Raw genomic sequence first — 17378 nt, 5'->3', positions numbered from 1 at the left:
TAACACCTCTTTCACAGTTGATTGTGGTCCTATTTCAGTATAACACTCCCTTTTGAGACCGCCAACAAACAAGCTGGAAAAAAGCAGTTGGCCTCCGTCATTTTTCGGAATTTGCCAACTGCTTTTTCAGGTTTTTTGCATTGCCCTCTTATTCCCCTTGAGGAACGACTTTATTTTCTTCAATATATTGGAACACCTGTTGGCCGGCGATACCGCCTTCGCCGACAGCAGTCGTAATCTGACGCAAAGTCTTTTCACGACCATCCCCGATGGCAAAAACTCCTGGTACTGCAGTCTTCATTTGATCGTCTGTCACAATCCAACCCGCTTCAGTAGTAATTCCAAGCCCTTTGACTGGCTCAGACAACGGCTCCAAGCCCACGTAGATAAAGACACCATTGCAGTCTTCAACATGAGTTTCCCCAGTCTTGAGATTTTTCACTTTGGCGCCGGTAACGACCATCTCATTGCCGGTAATTTCTTCGACCGCCGAATCCCACAAAAAGGTGATTTTGTCATTGGCAAAGGCCCGGTCTTGAATAACTTTTTGAGCTCGTAGCGCATCTCGACGGTGAACGATTACTACTTCAGAGGCAAATTGTGTCAGATAGATGGCTTCTTCCACCGCGGAATCACCACCACCGACTACTAGTAATTTTTTATTGCGGAAGAATGCTCCGTCACAGACCGCACAGTAGCTAACACCACGACCGGCAAAAGTTTCTTCTCCAGGAACGCCCAACTTGCGATGGACACAACCGGTAGCAACAATTACTGTTTTGCCTTGGTAGGTTTTTTCTTCGGTAATTACTTCTTTGTATTCCCCGTGATCCACAACATTTTGAACGATTCCGTATTCATTCTTCGTACCAAAACGGCTCACGCTTTCATACATCTTCATCGCCAGTTCCGGTCCCATAACAGAATCAAATCCCGGATAGTTTTCGATTTCTGCTGTATTGTTCATCTGCCCCCCGGGTGCACCTCGTTCAATCAATAATACCGATAAATTCGATCGGGACGCATAAAGCGCAGCGGTCATTCCCGCAGGTCCGGCACCAATTACGATTACATCATACATCTTACTTCCCCCTGTTTCCGAGTTTCTTATTAATTGTAAGTCAATCCTAGTTGATAAAGCATTTTCTGTCGAATACTTTGCTTGTGTTACTTTTTGATAACATTTCAAAAAACAGATTGCTTTTTCACACCTGATTTGTAAGAATCATTGAGGCGGGAACAAAGCGTTCAACGTTACTTATTATAGTAGAAAGAAGGCATACATACAATTGTCCAAGAAAAAAACTCTGACTCTCTCTGATCGAGAACTGTTATTTTTGAGCTGGCCCATCTTCATCGAACTATTTTTACGAGTGGTGATTGGTAATATCAACGTCTGGATGATCGGTCATTACTCCGAACCAGCCGTTGCTGCTGTAGGAGCAGCCAACCAACTGCTGAATCTGACAGTTTTCATTTACGGGTTTATTACCGTCGGCACTCAGATCATCATTGCTCAACTGATTGGTGCAAAAAAACGCGGTGAAATCAATACCGTCATCAATACCGCTTTACTGGGCTCTTTATCAATCGGCGCGTTAATCAGTCTCACTTTTATCTTTTTTGCCGACCCGCTGCTGCACTTCATGAATTTGGATCACCAGTTGATTGCTATTGGCCGCAGCTATTTACAAATTTACGGCGGCAGTCTGTTTCTCTCTTCTTTAACAGCTGTCATCATCGCTGTAATGCGCAGTCACGGCTTTACTCAGCCAGCGCTGTTGGTGCCAATGACAGCCAGTATCTTGGCAGTTATCGGCAACTATTTTGCCCTTTATAGTCCCTTTGGCCTCCCTAATTTCGGTGTCAGCGGACTGGCCATTTCCAGCGTCATCGGCAATACCATCGGGCTTTTGATTGCGACTGTGCTGTTGAAAAAGTACGTTGGTTTTTCTGTAACAACTTTTCGCTTGAAGAACTTGTCAAAAGATTATCTGAAAAAGATCCTAACTTACGGAATGCCATCTTCTGGTGAATCCCTTTCCTATCAAGGGGCACAAGTTGTGGTAACTATGATTGTCGCCTCTCTTGGTTCCAGTGTTTTGATTGCCAAATCATACATCACTGCCATCACACAGTTCGTTTACTTGGTGGCTAACGCACTGGGGCAAGGCAATCAGATTATGATTGGCCGGCATGTGGGGGCCGGAGAGTTTGACAAAGCTTACAAGCGTGGCATGCGAACCATGGTCATTGGGGTAGCCGCTTCTGTTACCATCTGTCTTTTGACTTTCTTGTTTATTGAACCAATCATGGGAATCTTTACTAACAATCAAGAAGTTATCGACATCGCCCGGGGCGTCTTTTTGGTGGAGATTGTTTTGGAAACAGTCCGTGCCGTAAACATCATCTTAGTCGGTTCCTTGAATGCTTCTGGTGATGTGAAATTCCCGCTTATCTGCAGCCTTCTGGTTCTCTGGGTTGTCAGCTTGCCTTTTTCATATGCCATGGCAATCCCCGCTCATCTGGGTCTAATCGGCGTCTGGATTGCTTACGCTATTGACGAAGCGCTTCGTAGCATATTGATGATTTATCGTTGGCATTCAGGTATTTGGAGGAGTAAAGCCGTAATCAGCACGGCAGCAGAGACAGAAGAAACTGAACTTCCAGTTGTCTAAAGATTAAAAGTCATTGAAGTACAAAAAACTCCGATAATCGCCAGAACTACTGGTGTTATCGGAGTTTTTTGTATTTTGAAAGACTAACTGGTCGCCTTAACTACTTGAATCATCCACCGGTGAAGGGACTTTTCAATTGTCTTTTCCTTCCAGGGCTTCGTAACCTGAGTCATATTGGTCGCGAAATTCTTTTGGCGTAATACCATTGAGTTTCTTGAACATCTTGGAAAAGTAGTTGGTATTGTTGTAGCCAATCGCGTCAGCAATCTCGCTGATTGTTTGAGTTGAGTGCAAAAGCAGTTGTTGGGCCTTTTTGATCCGAATTTGATTTAAATATTGGGAAAAACTGCGATTGGTTTCTTTTTTGAACAGTTGGCCCAAATAGACAACGTTCAGGTGCAGCGCTTCTGCAATTGTTTTTAAGTTCAATTCTTCTCGATAATCATCATCCACCATCGCGATGACTTGGCTAACCGCATCGGAATAAACTGCCGGACGATCCGTATTGCGAACGTTGTCCAAAACAGCCGTCAGCATTTTTTTAATCTCATCAATGGTATGGCTTTTACGAATCCCCACCACCGTCTCATCGTAAATTTCTTGTGTCGCAGTGGGAAACTGCCGAGAAATATCAGCAAACAGCAAGAAAGCGACGTAACGGACGTATTCCGGAGAATAGTGTTTCACCATAAGCTCTCGAAAAATTCGGTCCAGTTCTCCTCGCACCGTTTTTTCATCACCAATCATCAGTGCTTTATTGAATGACAAAAAAGACATATCATAATCCGGTTCTTGAATAAAATCAGAGCTGCTCAATAATTCCGGCAGTAATTCTGGATAAAATTCCCGCAGACGCCGAATCTGCTGCACTCGTTCGTAACTCTCGTAGACATTCTCCCACTCCGCCACCGTTTCCCCGACAACAAAACGCAGCTGATCAATTGTTAAACGTTCCAGATAATGCAAAAGCACATACAAGGATTGCCGTGTGCCCATGTACAACCACAGCAATTGACCCGATTGGTGAATCCAGCCCTCAATCAACAGCTTTTGACCTTGCCTGCGTAAAAAGTCAGCGGCCTCTTGCAAGCGGGTACTGTCACCTTCCAGTAAGACAGCCGTATAAGGCGGCTGGGCTTCCAAGTGAAAATGCTGCAGCATCTCAATGAATTCACTGTCGTTTAACTCATCATTGAGCCAACGAACCAGATTGTTTTCTAAAAACAGTTGCTGTTGGCGATCAAACTGCTTCTCCTCATCCAATAAAAGCTTGATCTGCTTCACACTCCGCAACAATTCCTCTTTGTCCACCGGCTTCAGCAGATAGTTTTTGACCCCCAGATCAATCCCCCGTTTGACATACTCGAATTCTTGATAACCTGACAAAATTAAACTTAAAAAATGTCGTCCTTCATTTTGGGCAGTTTCAATCAATTGAATACCGCTGATTTCCGGCATATTGATATCCGTAATCAACAGATCAATCTCATGGTCTTCAAAAAAGCTGAGGGCCTCTTTAGCATTTCGAGCCGTCTTGACGATTTCAAATCCCAAGTCCTGCCAGGGCAAAATCTGCTTTAGCCCTTCCAAAATCATGTATTCATCATCTACCAACATTACCTTATACATGCATCAAGCCCCCCTCGTTTTTGACAGTAATCTCGATTACTGTGCCTTCCCCCGCCGTAGAATCAATCTGCATTTGATACCCTTCACCAAAAAAGCTCTTCAGCCGTTCGTGAACATTTCTGAGTCCGATAGAGGTACTCATCTCGACTTCCGGAGCCGCCAATTTTTGCCGCACTTCCGCCAAGCGTTGCGGCGTCATGCCCTTGCCATTGTCTCTCACCAAAATCACCAGTGTATCAGCTTTAATCTGAGTTTTTACACTAATGGCATTGTCATAGCGAGTATAGTCGATGCCATGAACAAAGTAATTCTCAATCAACGGCTGAATAGTAAATTTAGGAATCTCGATTTTTTGAGTCCCTTCTGCCAATTCAAAATGATAAGCAATCTGATCTGGGTAGCGCATCTGATACAGATATACATATTTTTCACAAAAAGAAAGTTCTTTCTCAATATTAGTTGTCTTTTCCTGCGTAGTATTGTTTCTTAAAAGAGCAGAAAAAGCGTAAACCACGTCGGCCAGTTCTTCTTGTTGGCGACTTAAGGCATACATACGAATATATTCCAAGGTGTTATAAAGAAAGTGGGGATTAATTTGAGATTGCAACGCTCGCATATTGGCGTCTCGCTGCTTAACTTCCAGCGTGTAGATATCTTCTACATAGTGGTCCATGCTTTCAATCATAAAGTTGATTGCTCCCGCGAGTTCATACAGCTCATCTTGTACCTGATTGGTGTCAATTCGATCCTTGAGATTTCCTTGAGAAACATTTTCCGTCACGTTAACGATTTTGGCAACTTGACGGGAATAGCGTTTAAATGTTCGTTGCAAGGTAATCAAAAGTACCGCCGTCAACACTATGCCAATAGAGATAATCACACAGAACATCACCAAGTTCTTCTGCCAAAAAAGCCCTTTACTGGTCAATAGCAAGATTCGATTTTGACTGATAGTAGTCTGTTGCGAGACAAAATATTTTTTTTCAGCAAAACTCGGTAACGGCTTTTGGTTCTTAACTGCTTGTTTTAGTCCCTGCATCTGTTTTTTCGCCAGCTCACCGTTTCGCTCGTAGATGGCATCGTCATTGTTATCAAATACTAAAGTAGCCATTCCCAGCTCATCCGCATCTGCTGCTAAGTCCCCCAACACGTCGCTTTCTGAAAAAACAGCCCAGATCATCCCGATGGACTTACCGGAATAATAGTCCTGCAGACTGCGTTTTAAAACCAACCCATTGTCTTGTGTTAATACTCGTTGAATCTTACGACCAGCAGGGTGTGAGCGATCCGCTCGCAAGACTTCATCCACGTCGGTCATCTGAATATACAAGGTCTCTAAATCAGGATACGTCCCAAATAAGGTAGATAACGTGGACACAAAGTTGACATCCGTTCGATACGTCGCATAAGAATCGATAGTGTATTGCAGATATTCCGCCAGCGGCATGCTGAGATAATTCCGCATATTTTCCACTTTTGAGTTATTCCCCGCTAAATCCGTATAGATATTTAACATGGCATCATTTTTACTAACAGTAAAACTCCGAATCTGACTTTCGATAGCCGTAGTCTGAGTATTCAGCTGTGTCTTATTGGAAAAATTGGTGTAAACGCACAAAGCAGCCACCGTCAACAGGATAATTCCCGCTAACAGTAGGCTGTAAATCTGCATCAATTGATTGATTAAATACCCTTTTTTAAAGGTTTTTTTCAGCTTTTGTATCATCGTTTTCCAACTTTCCGTCCACAATTTGACGAATGTCTTTGGTGGCATAGCCGCTCCACACTAAAAATAGACTGAAGGTTGCCACCAGCAGTAACCCTTTGAAAAACCAGGTAACGACCAAAATGCTGGCCAACCCGAATAGCACTTTCAAGAAAGTGCCAAAGTTCAAAAAGACACTGATAAAGGCCAATTTAATCAGGTTACCGATGCTGATGTCATAGACCGTTTCGTACTGAACAACATACAAATAAATAACCATCAGTAAAATCACTGCAAAAGCCAGTACAAAAGACAAGACAAACCACAAAAGCCCTTTAATCTGACTAGCTAAATATAAATTATACCCTAAAACAAAGAAGACTACTGCATAGATCCAAAAAAGAATATTGCCTCGTTTAAAATTACTTTTGAATCGTTCCCACATGCCAGAAAAAGTAATTTTCTGATAGTCCATTCCCGATTCCACCAAGATATCGTTGGCACTTTGAAAAGCTGGCCCAGCACCTAGCACGACGGCGCCTGCCAAGGTAAACACCAGAATATATAAATTCAATTTAACGATTGCCCAGATGATGTAAAATAAACGTTGGATCCCAGTACTCTCCATAATACTCTCCTTCTGTCTTTTAAAAAGACACCTTCTTTTACTATGTATACCGCAGAGAAGCCGACCTGTCAAAGGCCGGCTTCTCCTTAGGTTAGAAATTAGTTGCTGGATTTTACAAATTCATCCAATTGCTTTTGCATTTCATCCATAACATCTTTAATCCCAGCTTTTTCCAGTTCCTTGTTCAATTCCGGAACATTCTTTTCAGGATCGACTGTACCAGTATTCAAGCTGGCAGCATAACGGTTCATCACGTTGATTACGTTTGTCATCTGTGTTTTCACGTTGTCTGTTACAAATTGGAAACCAAGGATTGGAGAAGTTTTAGCATTTTCGATACTTTCGTCACGTTCTTTGATTTGTTCGTCAGTGATGGATTCTTGGGTGTACAAGATCATGTTGTTCCCAGTATTCCAAGCAGCCATGTGGGTATTTGGTTTGTAGCCGTCCAACAATTTCAGTTTGTCGTCGCCCACTTTTTCCCATTGTTCCCCTTCAACACCATACACCAAACCATTCAAGAGGTCAGCGTCAGTATTCAACAGGTTCAAAAATTCAACAGCTTTTTCTTTGTGTTTAGAAGCATTACCGACAACAAAGTTTGCCATTTGTGCTTGACCAGTAGATTTCAGTTGTTCAGTCAATGGTTTAGATACCAACGGTTGGCCAGCAGCATTTGTCAAGATAGTATCACCGTAGTCAACAGGTCCTTGCGTTTCTTCACGCATGAACCAAGTGTTTCCTTCCAACGGATAACCAGTAGTGTTTGTTGCCGCATCGGTTGGAATCAGGCCGGCATTGTACCATTCATGCATAGTCTTCAAGACCTTCATGAATTCTGGATCTTCATAACGATTGATGATCTTAGGATTTTTTTCATCATCCAGTTTTACTGCAAACGGATAATCTTTACCCAATGGGTAGTCGTAGTTGTAAGAAGCTTTGAAGCTTTGACCAATTGCGAAAGCTGCAATGTTTGGTTCTTTTTCGTGGAACTGTTTCAAGACTTCAGTTGCAGATTCATATGAACCGTCGACTTTTGAAATGTCGATGTCATATTTATCCAAGTATTCTTGGTTGAAAGTCAACATTTGTTGTGCCCAAGCATTTCCATATACTGGTATCGCATACAATTTACCGTTGATTTCATTCCCTTTGATATACATATCAGGAAGTTGTTCCATATATTCTTTTGCATATTTCTGTGACAGTTCGCTCAAATCAGCAAAAGCACCTTTTTGTGCGTTTGGAACATATTGGAATGCAAAGGATACGTCGTAAGCTTCACCAGAGGCAATAACTGCTGCCATTTTCTTATCCCAATCGCCCCAACCTACGTATTGGATATCGACAGTTGCATTGATTTTTTCTTTAATTCTTTTGTTAGCGATTTCCATCAATTTGTCATAGTTTTCTGGTTTATCACCAACTTGATACATTTTCAGTGTCACAGTGCCGTTATCGGATCCGCCGTTATCGGAATCCTTAGCATCATTGCTTGAATTGCCACAAGCTGCTAAGCCCAAAGTCATGGCGCCGACTGCTGCAAACCCTAGTGCTTTTTTCCACGTTTTCATTGAAATTCCTCCTAATTTATTTTGCTTAAAAGGGTGCTGTGAAAGAACTCAGTTACCACCATTGAAGTAAAGAAATGACTCTACATCAGGTAAAAAACTTTGTCCTAACACATCCCTTCAGCTGTTTTGTTAAATAAAGCTGAAATTACTCTTTGACCCCACCGATTGTCAATCCACCAACGAAATACTTTTGGAAGAATGGATAAGTCAATGCAATCGGTAAAGTAGCTACGACAGTAATTGCCATTCGAGCAGATTCACTCGGAAGGGCTGCTAAGCCGCCTTGGATTTGAGCACTCGCTCCGGCATTTTTTGCCAAGTAATCCAAGTTGTTCATGATTCTCATCAACAAATATTGCAGTGGAACCAGTTCATCTTTTTGAATATACAGCAACGCATTAAACCAGTCATTCCAGTAACCCAGAGCAGCAAACAAACTGATTGTTGCGATACCTGGCACTGCTAGCGGCAAAACGATACTCATAAAAATCTTCATTTCAGAAGCACCATCAATGCGGGCTGACTCGATGATACTATCTGGAATCGTCTTTTTAAAGAAGGTTCGCATCACCAAAATATTGAAAGGCCCCAAGGCGAGCGGCAAAATCAAAGCCAAAATCGTGTCCTGCATGTTCAACAGGTTGGTAACTACCAAATAATTGGCAACCATCCCTGGGGTGAACAGCATTGTAATCAATGCGAAAACGGTAAAGAATCTGCGGAAAGGAAAGTTGGAACGTGAAATCGCATAAGCATAAAGAGAAGTCATCGATGCATTAACGAAAGTACCAACAACTGTGATGAAGACAGTCACTCCAAATGATTGGAAGATTTTTTTGCTCATGCCGCCAGCAAAGATGTACTTATAAGCGGCTAATGAGAATTTCTCTGGCCAAAACGCATAGCCATTTGCTGCCAAGGATTGCTCGTTTGTCAGTGAAATCATTACGACAAAGAAGAATGGCAACACACAAGAAAGTGCAAAAATTGCAATCACGATATTGAAGAACAGATTCACTCCCGGACTAAAGGAGCGAACTTGGACATTGTAAACTTTTTTCTTTTTCAAGTTCAATTCCTCCTTAGAAAATTGCTGAATCCGGTTCAATCTTACGAACAACTAAATTAGAGAGCAACAAGAGTGCCGCACCGACTGCTGATTGATACAAACCGGCAGCTGCTGTCATCCCAATATCACCGGTTGCAGTCAAGCCGTTATAAATGTAAGTATCCAATACAGAAGTAACTTGGTAAAGTGCCCCTGAATTTCGTGGCAGGATATAGAACATACCAAAGTCAGCACGGAAGATCCCACCAATGTTCAAAATCAAAAGCACTGTCATCATTGGCAAAATCTGTGGAATTGTAACGTTTTTGATCTGTTGCCACTTGCTGGCACCATCCACCATAGCTGCTTCGTAGTATGTCGGGTCAATCCCCATTACTGAAGCATAGTAGATAATACTGTTGTAGCCTAAGCCCTTCCAAACATTCAGGAAGACGAAAATAAACGGCCAATATTTTGGATCAGCATACCAGTTGATTTGCTCATGTCCACCAGAAGTCAACCATTGATTGACAATCCCTTTATCCGGACTCAAGAAAGCATACACAAAGGCACTGATTACAACCCAAGATAAGAAGTAAGGCAGAAGTGACATGGTGTGGTACACCTTCACCAGTCGTTTGTTCCGCAATTCACTCATAACAATTGCAAAGGCAATGGCAAAGAATAAGTTGAATGCTAAAAATACTACGTTGTATAACAGTGTGTTACGGGTGATCAACCAAGCATCACTTGAAGAGAATAAGAATTTGAAATTATCAAATCCTACCCACTTACTCGTCATCAAGGCATCGATAAACCCATTTGGCGAATAGTGGAAATCTTTAAAGGCCACCACGTTTGCCAGTACGGGGATGTAGAAGAAGAAGATAAACCAGATAAAGCCGGGCAGTGCCATCAGGATCAGTGCCTTATAGCGCCAGACATTCTCCAGAAAACCGCCTTTTTTCTTCTTTTTCATTATTTCAGCTCCTTTCTGATTGTCGAGTTGATTTGGATGAAAACCCTCTCACTCGATCCATAGACAGTTTACCGCTTCCAACAGTCGGAAAGAAGAAACAAACTAAAGGTCTTCTTGAACAAATTAAAGAACTTTTTTATAAGGAATTATAACTTTTTTGTGAAGCAGCATGATGGAGCGTGTCTTAAAGAATAGGGTTTCTCTACGGTTTCAACCGAATTCTTCACAAAGATTGGTCAATCTTCATTTGTCCATTTGCCCGCTGCTCTAAAAAAAACAAAAAAACGCTGCTCAATAATTGAAAGCAGCGTCATGAAGAATTATTTCTTATTATCTATTTGTATCGAGCTGTGACCAGCGTCTAGGCAACTGCCTTCGAAGCGAACATTACCAAACGTGAATCTCAAAAGCCAAGTTACTGCCATAAAAAACGGTGCCCGTGGCTTGGCTTTTCATTTATCACTTAGAAATGATTGATGACACACTTCTTATAATAGTACTTTTCCAATTGCCAGTTGTTAGTTACTCAGATCTTCCCCATTGCTGGCAATCACTTTTTTATACCAATGGAAGGATTTTTTACGACTGCGATCCAACGTACCATTGCCTTCATCATCCAGATCGACATAGATGAAGCCATAGCGTTTTTTCATTTCACCCGTCCCAGCAGATACCAAATCAATACAGCCCCAAGGAGTATAGCCCATCAAATCGACACCATCCAATTCAACGGCATCTTTCATGGCTTGAATATGGTCGTGGAAATATTGAATGCGATAATCATCATCAATGCTGCCATCCGCTTTTACCACATCCACCGCTCCAAAGCCGTTTTCAACGATGAACAGCGGTACATTGTAGCGGTCGTATAGCCTGCACAAGGAAATTCGCAGACCTAGCGGATCCACCGCCCAGCCCCAGTCAGACTCTGTCAAATACGGATTTTTAACCGCTGGCATCTGGTTGCCGCCGACATATTTCACTTTATTGGGATCTGCTGTAGATGCTGTAGACATGTAGTAACTAAAGCCGATATAATCCACGGTTCCCTTTGCAATCAGTTCGTCATCCCCAGCTGCTTTTTTAATGACGATATTTTCTCGTTCAAATTCTTTGATACGATGCGCCGGATAATACCCTTTTACTTGTACGTCGATAAAGGACTCTTGATCTCGGTTAAATTGTAGCGCCGCAAACACATCTTTAGGATCAGCCGTCATCGGATAGCTGGGAATATACGCAACCATCATCCCAATCTTATTCTCCGGATCAATTTCATGCCCACGCAAAACGGCTTTTGCACTGGCAACAAACAGATGGTGCATGGCCTGCCACCTTTTCGGTTTACTGTTGTCATGGATTCCAATCTGAGTCCAACTGCGAAGAAAATTGATTTCATTAAAAGTCATCCAGTGTTTGACTTTGCCCTTGTATCGTTTGAAGACCGTTTCACAGAAAAAGACGAAATAATCGATGACTCGCCGATCCATCCAGCCATCATATTCATCTGCTAAATACATTGGAATATCAAAGTGATTAATAGTTACAACTGGTTCAATACCATATTTATTCAGCTCATCAAAAATTCGATCATAAAAAGCTAGCCCTTCCTCATTGAGCTCTTCGTTGCCTTTCGGACAGATTCGAGCCCAGGAAATGGACATGCGAAAACATTTATAGCCCATTTCAGCAAATAAGGCAATATCTTCTTTCCAATGATGATAGAAATCAGTGGCAACATGGCTAGGGTAATACTGATTGGGATCGACATAGCCGATTGCGCCTTCTGGTAGAGGCTGTTCTCTTGTTACCCGATTAATTTCCCCCTCTTTTGTTTTAAAAGTAATCATCCGTGGATGGTCTTTGCTGCCGCCAGTGATTGCATCCAGAGTACTGAGTCCTTTGCCACCTGAAAGATAGCCACCTTCGTATTGATTGGCGGCTGTTGCACCGCCCCATAAAAAGTCTTTTGGAAATGCCATTGTTCGTCTCTCCTTTATCAAAATCCGTGTCTTCTATTTTTACTAAATAGTCTCGATTGGCTTTGGATCAAAAAGGCAGCAGAAATCACTGCTGCCTTCCACCTTTTAAAAAACTTTTAACCGTCTATTTATTGCTCAAGTCTTCGCCGTTTGAAGCAATCACTTGTTTGTACCAGTCAAAGGATTTTTTCTTACTGCGAGCCAATGTGCCGTTGCCTTCATTGTCTCGATCCACATAGATAAAGCCGTAACGTTTTTTCATTTCACCGGTTCCCGCTGATACCAGATCAATACAGCCCCAAGTTGTATAGCCCAACAAGTCAACACCATCCAATTCAACAGCATCTTTCATTGCAGCAATGTGAGCCGCCAAGTAATCGATCCGATAGTCATCTTCCACATAGCCCTCTGCATCTGGCGTATCCACTGCCCCCAATCCGTTTTCGACAATGAACAATGGTTTTTGATAGCGATCATAGATATCATTCAATGTGATTCGCAACCCAAGAGGATCAATCTGCCACCCCCACTCACTGGCTTTCAAATAAGGATTTTTAACAGATGCAAAAATATTGCCAGCTGTTTGATCCAAAAGTTCCGGATCTGTGGTAGACACCCGAGAAGAGTAATACGAAAAGGAGATGAAATCAACCGTATGTGCTTTTAGTAATTCCAAATCACCCTCTTGCATCTCGATTTCGATTCCTTTTCGCGCCATTTCTTTGAGGGCATATGCCGGGTATTCGCCTCGGGATTGCACATCAATGAAGAAATAATTTTCTCGGTCATCTTGACGAGAAGCAAAAACATCTTCCGGCTTACAGCTATATGGATAGTAGGCCCCAGCTGCTAACATACAGCCCACCTTATTTTCCGGATCTACTTCATGGGCAATCTTCGTAGCCAATGCCGAAGCTAACAACTCATGGTGAGCTGCTTGGAATTTCACCTGCTCTTTATTGTCGCCTTCTTCAAAATACAGGCCTGCTCCCATAAATGGCGCATGTAAAATCATATTGATTTCATTGAAAGTCAGCCAGTATTTTACCAAGCCTTTGTAGCGATTGAAGATCACCTTGCAAAGATTTTCATAAAAACCTACCAGTTCACGGCTGCGCCATGCGCCGTATTCTTCAATCAAGTGCATCGGACAATCAAAGTGAGTGATGGTTACTAAGGGTTCTATTCCGTATTTGTGGCATTCTTTAAAGATATCTTCGTAGAATTTCAAACCTTCTTCATTTGGCTCTTGCTCGTCACCTTTTGGAAAAATTCGTGACCAAGCAATGGACAGACGGTACGTTTTGAAGCCCATTTCTGCAAATAGCGCGATATCTTCTTTCCAATGGTGATACATGTCGATGGCGGTTTTAGCTGGATAAAAATGTTCATCATCAAAGTCAAACATCTTCATTTCACCGGAAATCACCGGAAAACGATCTTTCCCAATAGGCACGACATCCACATTGGCTAAGCCGCGACCACCTTCGTTGTAGCCACCTTCACATTGATTGGCAGCTGTTGCCCCACCCCATAAAAAGTCTTTACGAAATCCCATTTACGTTACCTCTTTCCTGATTCTTTATGATTTCGGGTTCCCCCGTTTTAAACTATAGTAATGCAAAATGTTCAAATGCTTTTTTTAGACCGTCATCATCTACTGACGCAGTAATATAGTCCGCCATTTTCTTGATCTCCGGCCCGCCATTTCCCATGGCAATCCCAGTCCCACAATGCTCCAACATGGGAATGTCCACCTTGGCATCACCAAAGGCAAAACTATCAGCCACAGGAATATCCAGATAAGTCAGCAGTTCATCCACGGCGACTGCCTTGTTGATATTTCCCAAGGCGATATCACCAAACAGTGCCTTTTCTCCTGCGCCACCCCAAGTTCCCAGTTTGTAACCGGGAAATTCAGCTTGTGCATCTAAAAAGTCCTGGTAGCTGTCCAGAATGAAACTGATTTTATTGATGTCGTCTCGATACAAATCAGCGTCAAAAATCATTTCAGGAAAAACTTGGCGAACAGTCACTTCCCGTCCTTTGCCTTTGCGGTCTGAATACTCTTGGATCGTCGCCTGTCCCCGCTCATCAAAAGCGCGGCTGGCATACAATCCACTGTTGGCTTCCAGATAAAATTCCAGTCCTCGATTTTGCAGCCAGTCAACGATTCTATGGGTATCCGCTGAAGACAGAGTGACCTCTTTGATCACCTTCTCACCGGCTTCGATATAACTCCCGTTGCCTCCGATATAACCATCAAAACCAATATCGAGAATTTCTGGGTACATCTCGGCTTTGCTCCGACCAGTCACAGTAAAAACTAAATTTCCTTTTAGCTGCGCCTTGTGAATGGCCTGAACTGCCGAATCGGGCAGGTGATTCTCATAGTTTACGAGTGTGCCGTCAACGTCTAAAAAGATGATTTTTTGAGCCATATATTTACACCTTCACCGCATCCAAGTTGCGAGCCACTTCGTCTTGAACCATTACGCCTTCTTTTTCCAAACGTTCGATTGTCTCCTTGAAGTTTGGCAAGTATTTCTTGTGGGCGATAAACAATTCGTCCATGATCCGCTTCCCGGTTTCACCAGAAGTGACCAATGGATTCAAGGTGAAGGCTTGAAGTGCTGTACCATAATCACCAGTCACCGCAGCTTCGATTGTCAAAAGCTCCATTGCTTTCATCACTTGCAGCCAGCCTCGTTCAGCTGTCGGCAGCTCACCGAAAGCGACATTGCGGGCGCCTTGTCCACCAACATAAGCTGTCACTTCAACGACACAGTCTGCCGGCAGATCAGGAACCGCACCGTTGTTTTTGGTGGATACCACGATTTGCGTCTGCTTGTTTGCGTAGATGGATGCAATCGTTTCACAGGCTGCATCGGAATAATACGCGCCTCCTCGTTGTGCCAATTGTTCGGGTTTGTGGTCCAGTTGCGGATTTTTGTACAGCTCAAACAATTCCTGTTCCGTCTTTTTCACCTGTTGTGCTCGCGTACCGATGGTTTGATATTCTTCCAATGCATGATTCAGCATCTCTTCTTCTTGATAATAGTAGCGATGGTAAGCACAAGGAATCATTTTCATCTGTTCCAAGAGTTCCCGTTCAAAAGGAATATCATAAATGTTTTTTGGCAGACCGTTGTCTTCTTGATACATCTTATCAATCAATGCCATCGTGACATCATTGCCATGGGTATCGGCAACTTTATGCCAGTGGAAGTGGTTCAGGCCGGCAAATTTATAAATCAGTTCATCAGTTTCTTTGCCAATCAGTCCCGGTTCTAACATTGTCGCCATGACTGGCACATTGCACAGGCCAATGACCTTGTCCCATTTCCCATGACGCACCACAGCTTCTGTCACCATCCCGCTTGGATTGGCAAAGTTTACCAACCAAGCATTTGGACACAACTCTTTCATGTCTTCCACAATTTCTAGAATAACCGGTACTGTCCGAAACGCTTTGAACATCCCGCCAGCGCCGTTTGTTTCTTGACCAAGCATGCCATAATAGGCTGGAATCCGTTCGTCTTTCACCCGAGCATCCAAAAGACCGACACGAAACTGAGTCGTTACAAAATCTGCATCTTTCAGCGCTTCTCTACGATCCAATGTCAGATGAATTTTCACATCATATGGAGAAGCGTCCCACATTCGCTGTGCCATTTTGCCGACGATTTCCAGTTTTTCTCGGCCTTCTTCGATATCCACCAACCAGATTTCACGAATTGGCAATTCATCATAGCGCTTGATGAACCCTTCCATTAATTCTGGCGTATAGCTGGAGCCGCCACCAATTGTTGCAATTTTTACTCCTTTAGCCATCTGTTTCTCTCCTTTTCCGCTTGTCAGTGCAAGCCTTTGCTTTTTTATTTTCATTTGTTGCTGACGCATTAAACATCAGCGCACCAATCAGCGATTGTTATTTCTTTAATCGCTTTCTTTTTACATATTCATTATCTCCTATGTAAATTACTCACTCTAGATTTAAAACGCAAAATGCAATAAGATTTACAATTTTTCCGAGAACCACCAAGGATTTTGTAAATAATCGTAAATCAAGCAGGAATATCCCTTAAATTTTGGATTGTTTCTTTATTTTTTCTATTTTTACATTCTCAATTCATCTATAATTATTGTAAATACAATCGAGGTGATTTCATGTTGATTCGAGAAAAAATGATGACGACTGCTTTTTCTCCGGCGGAACAGCAACTAGTAGACTTTATCTTAAGTGAAGCACAACGTCTTTCCGCGATGACTGTGCAGCAACTTGCTGATGAAAACTACGTCCATCCGTCTACTTTGATTCGTGTCGCCAAAAAGCTCGGCTATTCCGGCTGGCTAGAGTTAAAAGAAGCCTATTTACGAGAAGATCATTACTTGAATGGTTACTTTCAACAAGTTGATGCCAATCTTCCCTTTGCGGCTGGCGATGGCATTACCACTATCGCCAAAAAGATGGCTGCGTTGGAAATTTCTACCATTGAAGATACCCTTTCCTTAGTGGATCATGATCAATTGAATACTGCCAAACAATTACTGCTGCAAGCCGAACATATCAAGATATTCGGCAGTAACGCCAATCGACTGATCTCGCAAGATTTTGCGCTAAAAATGAATCGTATCGGAAAAATGGTGACCCATACTGCTTCCGGAGAAGGCCCTTATGAAGCCTATAATATGCCTGCCAACAGTTGTGGCCTCTTAATTTCCTATACAGGCGAGAATACGGGATTGGTTCAAATTGCCCAAATCTTAAAACAGCAGCAGATTCCACTAATCGTGATTACCAGTATAGGAGACAACACGTTAGCCCGCAGTGGAGATTCACAGCTGCGTCTAACTACTCGCGAACGTTTGTATTCCAAAATCGGTAATTTTTCAATCAACAAATCTGTTTGCTACTTGTTGGATCTTTTGTACAGCTGTGTCTTTGCCGATAATTACGCCATTAATCTCAACCATCTCATAGAAATGGGCGAACGAATTGACAAACGCAAGACTTCTTCTGCCATCATGACGGAAGAGTCTGTGGAAAAAACTGTCCAGTTCAAAGATTCCTTTCGACCCAACTGAAATAAAAAGCGGCGAAAAATTAGAGGCCAGCACAGCTGGTCCTCTAATTTTTGCCTTGCTATTT

13 protein-coding genes are annotated in these 17378 nt (G+C 42.6%); 2 read left to right on the top strand and 11 right to left on the bottom strand.

The annotated features are described in order from the left end of the window. Positions 1 to 148: 148 nt before the first annotated feature. Complete coding sequence (gene trxB / locus BAU14_RS07705; RefSeq protein ID WP_161899508.1) at positions 149 to 1081, bottom strand: thioredoxin-disulfide reductase; 933 nt, start codon at positions 1079 to 1081, stop codon at positions 149 to 151. Positions 1082 to 1289: 208 nt separating this feature from the next. Here trxB and BAU14_RS07700 point away from each other — a divergent pair, with 208 nt between their 5' ends. Then, positions 1290 to 2678, top strand: coding sequence for an MATE family efflux transporter (locus BAU14_RS07700; RefSeq protein WP_202622183.1), 1389 nt, complete (start codon positions 1290 to 1292; stop codon positions 2676 to 2678). A gap of 132 nt (positions 2679 to 2810) precedes the next feature. Here BAU14_RS07700 and BAU14_RS07695 read toward each other — a convergent pair whose 3' ends face one another. The 10 genes from BAU14_RS07695 to BAU14_RS07650 all read right to left on the bottom strand — a co-directional run bounded on the left by BAU14_RS07695 (position 2811) and on the right by BAU14_RS07650 (position 16060). Continuing rightward, a complete protein-coding gene (locus BAU14_RS07695) occupies positions 2811 to 4307 on the bottom strand; it encodes a response regulator transcription factor (RefSeq protein ID WP_161899507.1) in 1497 nt (498 codons plus the stop codon). Continuing rightward, positions 4300 to 6033 (bottom strand): sensor histidine kinase, encoded by a 1734-nt coding sequence (locus BAU14_RS07690; RefSeq protein ID WP_161899506.1) that lies wholly within the window; start codon positions 6031 to 6033, stop codon positions 4300 to 4302. The genes BAU14_RS07695 and BAU14_RS07690 overlap by 8 nt, the downstream gene beginning before the upstream one ends. Further along, the gene (locus tag BAU14_RS07685) at positions 6005 to 6640 is read right to left on the bottom strand and encodes a YesL family protein (protein WP_161899505.1); all 636 of its coding nucleotides are present in this window, start codon (positions 6638 to 6640) and stop codon (positions 6005 to 6007) included. Before BAU14_RS07685 ends, BAU14_RS07690 begins: the two co-directional genes overlap by 29 nt. A gap of 98 nt (positions 6641 to 6738) precedes the next feature. Further along, positions 6739 to 8217 carry an ABC transporter substrate-binding protein gene (locus BAU14_RS07680; protein ID WP_161899504.1) on the bottom strand — a complete coding sequence of 493 codons (1479 nt, stop codon included), beginning with the start codon at positions 8215 to 8217 and terminating at the stop codon, positions 6739 to 6741. Positions 8218 to 8362: 145 nt separating this feature from the next. Continuing rightward, positions 8363 to 9286 carry a carbohydrate ABC transporter permease gene (locus tag BAU14_RS07675; protein ID WP_161899503.1) on the bottom strand — a complete coding sequence of 308 codons (924 nt, stop codon included), beginning with the start codon at positions 9284 to 9286 and terminating at the stop codon, positions 8363 to 8365. Between the two features lie 13 nt (positions 9287 to 9299). Beyond that, positions 9300 to 10244 carry an ABC transporter permease gene (locus BAU14_RS07670; RefSeq protein WP_161899502.1) on the bottom strand — a complete coding sequence of 315 codons (945 nt, stop codon included), beginning with the start codon at positions 10242 to 10244 and terminating at the stop codon, positions 9300 to 9302. A gap of 518 nt (positions 10245 to 10762) precedes the next feature. Next, positions 10763 to 12226, bottom strand: a complete 1464-nt coding sequence (locus BAU14_RS07665) for a glycoside hydrolase family 1 protein (RefSeq protein ID WP_161899501.1) — start codon at positions 12224 to 12226, stop codon at positions 10763 to 10765. 124 nt (positions 12227 to 12350) lie between these two features. After that, complete coding sequence (locus tag BAU14_RS07660; protein WP_161899500.1) at positions 12351 to 13784, bottom strand: 6-phospho-beta-glucosidase; 1434 nt, start codon at positions 13782 to 13784, stop codon at positions 12351 to 12353. Positions 13785 to 13836: 52 nt separating this feature from the next. Continuing rightward, positions 13837 to 14667 carry a Cof-type HAD-IIB family hydrolase gene (locus tag BAU14_RS07655; RefSeq protein WP_161899499.1) on the bottom strand — a complete coding sequence of 277 codons (831 nt, stop codon included), beginning with the start codon at positions 14665 to 14667 and terminating at the stop codon, positions 13837 to 13839. 4 nt (positions 14668 to 14671) lie between these two features. Further along, on the bottom strand, positions 14672 to 16060 hold the full coding sequence (locus BAU14_RS07650) for a 6-phospho-beta-glucosidase (RefSeq protein WP_161899498.1): 1389 nt from the start codon (positions 16058 to 16060) through the stop codon (positions 14672 to 14674). Positions 16061 to 16396: 336 nt separating this feature from the next. Here BAU14_RS07650 and BAU14_RS07645 point away from each other — a divergent pair, with 336 nt between their 5' ends. After that, positions 16397 to 17314: a MurR/RpiR family transcriptional regulator gene (locus tag BAU14_RS07645; RefSeq protein ID WP_161899497.1), complete on the top strand. Its 918-nt coding sequence runs from the start codon at positions 16397 to 16399 to the stop codon at positions 17312 to 17314. Positions 17315 to 17378 lie beyond the last annotated feature (64 nt).

This window comes from Candidatus Enterococcus leclercqii (assembly GCF_009933135.1).
Classification (GTDB): Bacteria; Bacillota; Bacilli; order Lactobacillales; family Enterococcaceae; genus Enterococcus_C; species Enterococcus_C leclercqii.
Note: the sequence above shows the minus strand (reverse complement) of the source record. Positions and strands in the feature narration are given on the sequence as shown.